Source organism: Microcystis sp. M20BS1 (genome assembly GCF_020245305.1).
Classification (GTDB): Bacteria; Cyanobacteriota; Cyanobacteriia; order Cyanobacteriales; family Microcystaceae; genus Microcystis; species Microcystis ichthyoblabe_A.
Genome location: NZ_JADBUZ010000039.1, coordinates 1 through 9,962, shown reverse-complemented (window position 1 = coordinate 9,962; position 9,962 = coordinate 1). Strand labels below are relative to the sequence as shown.

At 39.4% G+C, this 9,962-nt stretch carries 11 protein-coding genes and 1 pseudogene; 4 read left to right on the top strand and 8 right to left on the bottom strand.

What is annotated here, in order from left to right; all coding sequences use genetic code 11:
- Nucleotides 1-138: 138 nt before the first annotated feature.
- Nucleotides 139-630 (top strand): annotated as a pseudogene (locus IM507_RS03895) (formylglycine-generating enzyme family protein); the annotation flags it as partial.
- Between the two features lie 226 nt (nt 631-856).
- Here IM507_RS03895 and IM507_RS03890 read toward each other — a convergent pair.
- The 8 genes from IM507_RS03890 to IM507_RS03855 all read right to left on the bottom strand — a co-directional run bounded on the left by IM507_RS03890 (nt 857) and on the right by IM507_RS03855 (nt 6,215).
- On the bottom strand, nt 857-1,087 hold the full coding sequence (locus tag IM507_RS03890; RefSeq protein WP_123230270.1) for a PIN domain-containing protein: 231 nt from the start codon (nt 1,085-1,087) through the stop codon (nt 857-859).
- Nucleotides 1,084-1,233, bottom strand: a complete 150-nt coding sequence (locus tag IM507_RS03885; protein WP_259679017.1) for a UPF0175 family protein — start codon at nt 1,231-1,233, stop codon at nt 1,084-1,086. The genes IM507_RS03890 and IM507_RS03885 overlap by 4 nt, the downstream gene beginning before the upstream one ends.
- Nucleotides 1,230-1,490, bottom strand: coding sequence for a hypothetical protein (locus IM507_RS03880; protein ID WP_042790375.1), 261 nt, complete (start codon nt 1,488-1,490; stop codon nt 1,230-1,232). The genes IM507_RS03885 and IM507_RS03880 overlap by 4 nt, the downstream gene beginning before the upstream one ends.
- Nucleotides 1,491-1,733: 243 nt before the next feature.
- Entirely contained in the window at nt 1,734-3,680 is a 1,947-nt protein-coding gene (locus IM507_RS03875) for a pentapeptide repeat-containing protein (protein WP_069475235.1), read from the bottom strand.
- Between the two features lie 5 nt (nt 3,681-3,685).
- Nucleotides 3,686-3,970, bottom strand: coding sequence for a DUF2103 domain-containing protein (locus IM507_RS03870; protein ID WP_069475236.1), 285 nt, complete (start codon nt 3,968-3,970; stop codon nt 3,686-3,688).
- A gap of 2 nt (nt 3,971-3,972) precedes the next feature.
- Nucleotides 3,973-4,266 (bottom strand): ATP-dependent Clp protease adapter ClpS, encoded by a 294-nt coding sequence (gene clpS, locus IM507_RS03865; protein WP_002765336.1) that lies wholly within the window; start codon nt 4,264-4,266, stop codon nt 3,973-3,975.
- Nucleotides 4,267-4,321: 55 nt separating this feature from the next.
- Nucleotides 4,322-5,455 (bottom strand): glycosyltransferase family 4 protein, encoded by a 1,134-nt coding sequence (locus tag IM507_RS03860; protein ID WP_002787970.1) that lies wholly within the window; start codon nt 5,453-5,455, stop codon nt 4,322-4,324.
- A 97-nt stretch (nt 5,456-5,552) separates the two neighbouring features.
- Complete coding sequence (locus IM507_RS03855; protein ID WP_002734199.1) at nt 5,553-6,215, bottom strand: 4'-phosphopantetheinyl transferase family protein; 663 nt, start codon at nt 6,213-6,215, stop codon at nt 5,553-5,555.
- A 110-nt stretch (nt 6,216-6,325) separates the two neighbouring features.
- Between IM507_RS03855 and IM507_RS03850 the strand changes: the two genes are divergently transcribed.
- From IM507_RS03850 to IM507_RS03840, 3 genes are all read left to right on the top strand, one after another.
- A complete protein-coding gene (locus IM507_RS03850) occupies nt 6,326-7,267 on the top strand; it encodes a serine hydrolase (protein ID WP_002733395.1) in 942 nt (313 codons plus the stop codon).
- A 240-nt stretch (nt 7,268-7,507) separates the two neighbouring features.
- Nucleotides 7,508-8,857, top strand: a complete 1,350-nt coding sequence (locus tag IM507_RS03845; protein ID WP_002734620.1) for an AAA family ATPase — start codon at nt 7,508-7,510, stop codon at nt 8,855-8,857.
- Nucleotides 8,858-9,580 carry a ParB N-terminal domain-containing protein gene (locus tag IM507_RS03840; RefSeq protein ID WP_123230271.1) on the top strand — a complete coding sequence of 241 codons (723 nt, stop codon included), beginning with the start codon at nt 8,858-8,860 and terminating at the stop codon, nt 9,578-9,580.
- Nucleotides 9,581-9,962 lie beyond the last annotated feature (382 nt).

Here is a 9,962-nt window from a genome sequence, read left to right as displayed (position 1 = left end):
AGAAAAACTTGATTAATAATGTACAGGATTAATTCTACTACAAAATTGGAAGGAGGGGGCAACCATCGATCCCTACCTCCCACACTCCGAGAATGATTATTATTCTTGAGAATGAATAGTTTATTTTTTGGAAGTCCCTTACCAAGCGAGGCCGAGTGGGAATACGCTTGTAGAGCGGGAACAACCACTCCCTTCCACTTTGGCGAGACGATCACGGGAGAACTGGCGAATTACGTTAGTTCAACGGTCTATCAACAAGAAAAGGCGAAAAAATCCCCAAAGAAAACCACTCCCGTCCGCTCCTATCCCCCCAACGCCTTTGGGCTGTACGATATGCACGGGAATGTTTGGGAGTGGTGTTTAGATCCGTGGCACAGTGATTATCAAGGCGCACCGCCCACAGACGGGAGCGTTTGGGACGAAAAAAATATTGATAATCGTTATCAAAACTCATTAAATAGTATAAATAAACTATTGACAGATGACCGAAAATGTGTATTGCGGGGCGGTTCTTGGTTCAGCCTTCCAGATGGCTGCCGTTCCGCTTTCCGCAGCAGCTACAACCGCCGCGACTACAGCAACCTCTACGACGGTTTTCGGGTGGTGTGCGGTGCTGGGAGGACTCTGTAACCCTTTTCTCTTTTTTTTCCTTTTTACCCTCATTCCCTTTTCTGGAATTTTTTTAGGCAGGCTATAGCACAAGTGTATTAGTTTAGGGGGTCAATTACCTGGGGTTTGGGGGTGGATAAGTAGCTGGTTATAATTAAATTAAAAATGGATTTTAGGTTCGATCCCCCCTTAGGGACTTGCGTGGGAATAACATCCCAATCGATCAGAGGGCGCAAGCTTTGCGCCCCTACAGTAACGGATTTTGTCCACAATGTAGGGGTGAACTGCGTTCGCCCAAAAGGTACATTATCAAGGGGTTAGCAATCCAATTGCGAACGATAGATGGAGATTCTGAGGCCTTTAATTCATCAGCTACAGCTTCAGGAATGACCACAAGCTCATACAGTTTTTGTAGGATCATAATTTGGTCAATTAAGAGCAGGTAGCAAATCGGAGAAGTGTCAGAAACAACTATCATTTCGCTCTGAGTTCTTTGAGAGTTTGCAAATCGCGTTCTAGTTCAGTTTCATCATAATTCAGATAGACTCCCATCCGCTTTAAAAAGGCATGAGTTTCTAACCGAGAAGGTAATTGAAGGATGCGTCCAACTTCGGCCGTACTCAAGATACTGGCTCTTCTGGTTTCTGTGTGGAAACGAAGCCTATACTGATAGTTTCTTCGGCAAAATAGTCGTAAAAGTCTTTCTCCGTCAACATTTCACGATTCCATAAGCAAAAATTATCACACAAAGTCGAGAAGAGCCAGATACTGGCACGGTAAGCATCAGCAATAACCATTTCCAGCAGTTTATGAGCCAAATTATCGCCTGTTTGACCTAATCTCTGGGCGATTTCGTCGGGAATATCAACAGTGATTTTCATAAAATTATCGGAGTCGCTACCAGTTAGTTTTATCATAGGTGAAATAGATGGCTCTTCCAGTTTTTGTGTGGAAGGAAGAAGAATAGGGATAATTTGGGTGCATCTCAATTTGGTCGAAATATCTATAGGACATTTTGGGCGCCCGCAGTTCGATAAACTCACTGACCACGATGCGCCCCTACCATTGGTGTAATAATAGGATTGTAGGGGCGAATTGCATTCGCCCTCTTTGATTTTTACAGTTTATTTTAAATAAATCAAGAGATTTAACCCCGGAATTGTGCGCGAGAGAGTCCAGATAAGGAGAGTGATATAAAAGATGCCGATACCCCATTGATACCAAACTAAAAAAGAAATGATAGCGGGTAATTCTTGATCGCGAACTCGCCAATCATTAAAGCCTAATTTTAGCAAATTATTGAGACTTAAATCGTAATAATTTAACCAATTCCAACGCTTTTGCCAAGAAATAGGAGTATAACGATCGCGAAAGAGGGGAAATTCGGGAACCACGGGTAAACGGGTGATTAATAAGCGTAATTGTCGCATACTGCCATCTTGCAGAAAATAGGAACTATCCATTAAATCGTGATAGCGTCCCCGACGATAAAGTTCGATAATTAAAATTAGGGGTAAGGGGACAAGAATTAGGGCAATAGCTGTTAAAGTTAGTAGGGGACAACTGGCAGATTGCAGGATATTAAACACACCAGAAAGGGTGAGAATAATATAGCTAGTTACCATACAAAAGATTTCATAACGATTAGGAATTACTGGTTTAGGAGTGAGACGACGCACGCGATCAATTAACCAAAATAAACAGCCAAAATAGGCAAAAATTATGATTCCTGTACCGAAAACTAAACTAAAATTTGTACCATCTTGACTTAAAAGTAATAGTAAAGTAAGGAAAGAAGTATGCAGAAAATCAGCTACCCAAGTGAGGTTAATTAGGCGAATAACTGAGATATTATTTAGTTTTTGTTTTAACTGTTGTAATCGCAATTTTTCGGTTTTGTATTCAATTTGATTAGCATCGGCAATTTGTTCTAGGGAGCGAAAATTACGAACTAAATTTCTTAAAACTGTCTCATTTCCTGCTAGGTTTGGTAAATAAATTGCTTGACCAATTACTCCTCTATCTCCCAGTATTTTCGCTTTATCGGAATCAAAAGCTAATCCTGATACACTTAAATAACTATTTTTAGTAAAAGTGGAATTACTAAAATCTACCTGATCTAAAAGTTTCACATCTTGAAAACTAACCACACCATTAAAATAACTAGACCGGAAAGCGCCTGATTTTTCAAAAGTGGCATTTCTAAAGGTTAATAAACTTAAAAATCTACTCTTAGAAAATAGCGGACGATCTCGCCATTGACTTTGGGAAAAATTAGCTTCTTTTTGCCAGAAAGTACGGGTAAAATCTGCGGGTTTATCGTATTTGGTTTGATCAAAATAAGCTTCGGCAGTAAAATGACTGCCATGGAAGTTAGTAATACTTTTAAAATGTGCGCTGCGAAAGATGGCTTTATTTAAAAATTGACTTTGACTAAAATTTACATCTCCCATAAAATTAGCTTTTGTAAATTTTGCCACCCTAGCAAAACGCGATTCTACCCAATTACTTTCACGACTAAATTTTGCTGCCATTGCTTCGACAATTTGCAGAAAAAAAGTCTTAGAAAAGTCCACTTCTCCCATAAATACGGTTCCCTGCAACTTCACAGGTCCGCGAAATACTGTGACATTAAAAACCGGTTCATCGCTATCGAATAAAAAATTTTCGTCCTGTTGTAATAACTGTTCTTCCGTGGGTGATAATAGGGTAGCGAGAGCTACTTTTGTTAAAGGAGTAGGTAAACCCAGACGGGAAGCGATAAAATTGCCTTGAATTAAGGAATTACTAAAATCTAAACCTAGGGGTTGTTTAGCGCGATTAATTTGACCTTGAATCTGTTGATAAAATTGTTCTTGCAGTTCCTTATTTTCATCGCGGATATCGATAACTAAATTGGCTAAATCGATAGTAGTCATCCCTTCTTTAAGGACGGGTGCGCTTAAACGTTCCTGCAATAAAGTTACTGTTAAAGGAACTCTATCCATTACTGCCAAACTAGGGAGAGAATGTAAACCGAAAAACAGAAAAACAATGATTAGTAACCAGCAGCCTTTTAACAACGCACCCACGACAGTTATTTCCCTAAACAAGCTTGGATAGCCATTTCTAAGTCCTCTTGGTTTAAATCGGTGATAACAAAGACCTCCTGAACACTTTTTCCTGTCCTCGCAATCAGCTTAAAACCACCACGAATCGGCACTGATATCCGCAATTGTAACCGCGGACAATGACCTTTTGAGCGAGAAAGTACCCCCGGGGTGACAGTGGTGATTCCTTTATAAGTAATTAACTTTTCTAATACCGCAATCAACCCCGGAATATGAGTAGAATGATTCCAAACTAAGCGACCATTATTCATAATTATGCGGCCTCTAGGGGAGCCATGGTTAATCCTTCCCGTCGCAATTGTTGGTGATAAAGTTCCGCTTGTTCTTGGGGACCTGTCCAGACAATTGCTTGTCCTTGGTAGTGAACTTGATTAGTTAATTCCCAAGCTCGATCGGTGGTCATATCCGGGATATATTTAATTAAACAATTGGCCACATGATCGAAGGTGTTAAAGTCATCGTTGAGAACAATAACTTTATAGTTGGGATAAGTCTTTTTGACAACTTGGGTGGACTTATCTAAGGTGGTACTGGGTGCGCTGGCCATAAAAGTTACAATAGGTCAAGGTTTTTGCGGTTAAATTCGAGCATTTTGACAACAATTAAGCGGCAAAAGCCACAGAATTATTATGCAAAACTTGGTGATAGTAATTTAATAACTGTTTGGTGGCCGCTTGCCATGCCCATTTTTCGGCTTCTAGACGCGCATTTCGTCGTAATTCCTCTCTTTCTGCCTTGGCGGTTAGTAATCTTTGGGTGGCACTAATTAAACCTTTTTCATCCCTAGGATCGAAGAGATGACCATTAACTCCATCGGTGACAATATCGGGAATTCCCCCCGAATTTGCTGCCACCACCGGACAACCGGCAGCCATGGATTCTAAAAGTACCAAACCGAGGGTTTCTGTGCGTGAGGGAAAAAGAAAAGCATCTGCGGAAGCAAAAGCGGAGGCTAATTCTAACCCCTGTAAATAACCGACAAAATGGGTATTTGTGTCGGCAAAATGACTTGTTAAAGCTTCCCGATGGGGACCATCTCCCACAATGGCAAATCTTGCTTCGGGAATCGCTTCTAAGACTGGTTTAATGCGATCAATTTCTTTTTCGGCCGACACTCGACCAACGTATAATAAGAGAGGACTATCGGGGTTATTTTGGGATAATTTCAGTCTCATAGCCGGGGATTTTAAATGAGGTTGAAATAATTCCGTATCGACTCCCCTTTGCCAAAGCTCGACCTTTTCAATGCCACGACTAGATAATTCTTGCACCATAGCGGTGGAAGTGCAGAGATTTAAACTTGCTTGATTGTGGGCCAATTTTAATAATTCCCAGAGTAATCCTTCTAGGGAACCTAATCCATAGTGTTGTAGGTATTGGGGGAGATGGGTATGATAGGAAGCGACGAGGGGAATGTTCATAGTTTTGGCAAAATAAATGCCTCCCACCCCTAAAACAGCCGGGTTAACCACATGAATAATATCAGGTTTAAACCTCTCTAAAGCTTGACCGACTGAAGGCCGGGGGAAAGCCATTTTTAATTCCGGATATAGGGGTAAGGGAATCCCTGTAACTCCATGAATTTTAGCACCTTTGTACTCTTTTAAACCGCCATCGGGAGAGAAAACTAATACCTGATGACCTAATCTTTGTAGGTGTTCTACGGTATGTTTAAGACGGGTGACAATGCCATCGATTTTCGGTAAGAAGGTTTCTGTAAAAAGAGCAATTCGCATAGAGAAAACAAGGTTAAGTAATAATTAAGGACAAGCTTTTTTTGAGATAGCTAGGAATAATTACTGAATTTCTCAAGGCAATTAACTCCCCAATTAATCATAGATCAGAAAGGCCAAAGGTTTTAATCACTCGATCGCTACCTTCGATAACCACCGTCGCTCGATAATTATCGCCGATTGCTGCAGTCCATAATTGCCATTCCCCCGCCACATTGTCTAATTTTAAGGGATTAAGTCCCACTTCCACTTGATCGAGTCCTCCGCTAATTCCGGTTCCCAGTGCCTTTAAATAAGCCTCTTTTGCCGTCCATAACTGAAAAAATAGCTTTTCCTTCTCTGCGGACTTTTCAACAAGCTCATGTTCCCTAGCACAAAAAAACCTTTTTGTCAAGCTATCTAAATCTTTCATCTGGCGCATTTTCTCTAAATCTACCCCAATGCGAGCGGTTAAAGTCAAGCCACAGATTGCCATCTCCTCGGAATGGGAGAGATTAAACTGTAATTGGTATTTAATACTCGGTTTTCCCCGTTCACTGTAGATAAACTCGATTTTTTCGGGACTTATGGCCAAATATGACCCTAAAATCTCGCGTAAACATCCCCTAGCCACCAAAAAACGCCGCTTGTGTTGGGGAAAATGGTAACGATTAGCTCTAATTATTTCATCTTCCGAGAGCAAAGAAGCCAGTTTTTCTCGTCTATCCCCAGAGGGATCGAGACTTATAAAATAGAGATGAACCTCATCGGTAGATATAAACATTAAACTCAGAAGCGATCAAATAATTAATTATCGGTAAATTTTACCGTAAAATGAGAATTGCCGACTCAAGAATTTATCCACCTTCTAACTCTTGACTTTGCAGCACACCTATGAACTTTTTTCATACTGAAGACCATCTCCAACAGTTCGGTACAGATATTTTAGAAACAACTTGGCGAGAATTTCCCCAATTAGCTCAAGAACAAATTGCCCTAACTTGGATAGTATATGATCCTCCTGTTATCGTCAACACGGGGGGAGCAATTTCTCACGAAGAATTCTGGAAATATTCCCCCCGCGGATTTAGTTATCGCGGACAAGAAAGAACCTATCCCGCTAGTTTAGTGAAATTGTTTTATCTAGTAGCAATTCATGAGTGGTTAGAGGGGGGAATGATTGCCGAAAGCAGCGAATTAAATCGCGCCATTCGTGACATGATTGTTGACTCTAGTAATGATGCTACCAGTTTAGTTGTAGATCTGGTTACGGGAACCACTAGCGGTCCAGAAATTGCCGCCGGTCCCTTTGAAACTTGGAAGCAACAACGCAACATAGTTAATCGTTATTTTCAATCCCTAAATTGGCCAGAATTAGCGACAATTAACGTTAATCAAAAAACTTGGTCTGATGGTCCCTATGGACGTGAACGCGCTTTTTTAGGGGAATTAATGGAGAATCGCAATATGTTGACTAGCAATGCAGTGGCGCGTTTAATTCATACTATTGTCGGGGGGATTGCTGTTTCTTCCCAACGTTCCCAAATGATGATGTCTTTACTAAAACGTAGTCTTAATCCTGCTGATTGGACAAGTCAAGGAGATGATACACAAATCTTAGGATTTCTGGGACAAGGATTACCAGAAAATAGTCAAATTTGGTCAAAAGCTGGTTGGACAAGTCAAGTGCGTCACGATGCAGCCTATATTGAAATTCCCCATCATACTCCCTATCTATTGGTAGTATTTACCGAGGGAAAAGATAACAGTCAAAATCGCTCAATTTTACCTTTTATTTCCCAGAAGGTAGCCGAGAAAATTATGCAGTTCAATTAATTGAAGCTGTGGGTAGGATGATTTTCTCTGTCATTGTCAAAAGTGCTAGATAAACATCCTACTGTCATGAACCCGTAAATTGACTGATGTGCATCTCAATATGTAGCTTTTCTGGGATAGATGGGGTTTGTTTTTGCAGCTGAAATACTCGATTAAGTTTAGTCTGTGCTTCACCTTGACGAGAAGGACTGTCATCATTTAAACTAACAATAAGTTGTTCTTAAGTATTTCCTCAAATGTGTGACTTTTAATCCTCATCATTGTCATAACGAAAGGGAAGTGGAGAGTAAACTAATTGTCCAGTATTTACTCCCAAAACTAGGCTACAATGCCGAACATTGGTATCAACAAGTTAGCTTCGGTAAAGTCCGCTTAGATTTCCTTGTTTCCGCTCAAAAACCTATCAATAAAAGGCAGTTTTTATCCTCTCACTGTCTAATTATCGAGGCTAAAAACCCCAGAGAAAAGCTCATCAATCATCGTCACCGCTTAGGTTATTATCTCAACTATTTTAAAGTGCAGTGGGGATTATTAACCAATGGTGATGAGATTCAACTTTATCGAAGAAAACCCGATAAAATTTATTTAGTTTTTAGATGTTCTGGGTTAGAAATTGCCTCTCACTTAGAACAGTTAAAATCTCTGATTGGTTACGAAACCTTATCTTTAGGTATTCCACCGCTCAATTCTCCAACAATCAACCACAGAAACCCCATGAAAACCATCGCAATTTATCATCATAAAGGTGGTGTTGGCAAAACCACCGTCGCTACCAATCTAGCGGCAGCTTTGAGTAAAAAAGGCAAGCGAGTATTATTAATTGATATTGATGCTCAAGCTAATAGTACCTTTGCCGTTGGTTTAATTAAGTTTCAATTCGATGATGACGATGATTTAAAAGATAAAAATGTCTTTCATTTACTAGATAACAGTAACCGCATTTTTATTGAGAATATTGTCAGAAAGTCTCAAGGATTCAATCATCCAGAAATTGATGTTATTCCCTCTCACATATCTTTAATTGCTAACCAAGCAAAAATTAAAGATAATGCGGCGGTATTTGCTAGATTGGCAAGAAAATTAGAGAAAGTAAATAATCAATACGATATTGTAATTATTGATGCACCTCCCGCACTTGATTTATATGCACGCATTGCTTTAATTGCAGCTGACTATCTGATAATCCCTTCTGATCTTAAACCATTTTCTAATCAAGGATTAGATAGCGTTAAAAACTTTGTTCAAGAGGAAATCAATGAAAGTCGTGGAGATTTGGGTAAACCAACCCTACAAATTTTAGGCGTTTTACCTTCCAAAATTTCCACCCATGCTCAATACTTAAAATATAATTTTCCCAAACAAAAACAAGTGATTCCAGACAAATATAATTTACCTTTGATGGAATCGACTATCTCGGAAAGAATGCCTTTATCTCGCTGTATAAATCAATACGTTACCGTGGGAGATTTAGAAATTCCTGCCCCCCAATCTATAATCGATTATGCCGAACATCAAGCTGATGCGGGAGTATCAGCAGCAGAATTTGAAGCCTTAGCAATTGAAGTTTTAGCTAAAATAGGAGTTAAATAAATGTGGAAATTTTTACGAGTCGATATTACTGATATTAATCCTTCCCTTCCCAGAGAAACCTTTTCCGAAACTGAATTAGAGAATTTAGCCAATCTTATTATTGAAATGGGTGGAATTATTCGCCCTGCTATTCTCAAAAAAGCTGATAATAAAAAAGTTGATGAACGTTATGATATTATCAGTGGAGATTTAGAATATTATGCTTCTGTTATCGCCAATCAGAAAGTTCCTGACATCGAGATGATTAACGCTTTTGTAGTTGATAAAGAAGCGGAGAGTATCGCTTTACAGCAAATGAAGTTATTATCCTCTTCTCCTGGGTTAATTACCAGGCCCGAAAAAATAGATAATCCTCTAGAATTGAGGATGAGTAATCTTGAAAAACGATTAGAAACCCAGTTACAAGCAATCCGAGAGGAGTACCAAAAAGAAATCAAAAGACTGGAAGAAAAAATTATTATTTCTCCTCCTTCTCATCCTTCTCATCCTTCTCATCCTTCTCATCCTTCTCATCCTTCTAAGTCGATTTTAGAGCTTTTGAATACCTGTGACGCTAATCAACTTAACAAAGCGAGAATCCCACCTGCATCTGTTAATGACTTTCTGAAAAAACGTTCAGAAAAGCCCTTTGATTCTTTGGAAGATATCCTAAATCGCCCAGTCTCAGGAGTTAAAGAGAAAAGATTAATTAAGCTTGTCGATTATTTGCTGACTTCTAATTGATTTTTGTGGGTGTGTTGAGCTACTTTAACACACCCTACCGATGGATGTTATAATAATGGAAGATCAAGAAAAAATTCTGATCCGATAGCGGACAAAGATTAACCAGAAGACGGGTGAAAAGAGAAAACTTATGACAACTACCCCAGTAATAGCTGCTTTTTTAACAATTCCGGTGGTGATTCGGTAGTAGTGATGGTGGCTTAATCCTTTGCTTTGCTGTGCATTGTAGTCATGGATAAAAGGCTCTTCGGGAATTGTTATGCAAATAATTAACTTAAAATAAAATTCGATGAGAGTACCTAAGCTCAAAAGTAGCTGAAATCCATACAGAGAAGGACTTAAGGCACAAACAGGTTAATATCAAAAGATAGACAATCGAGTT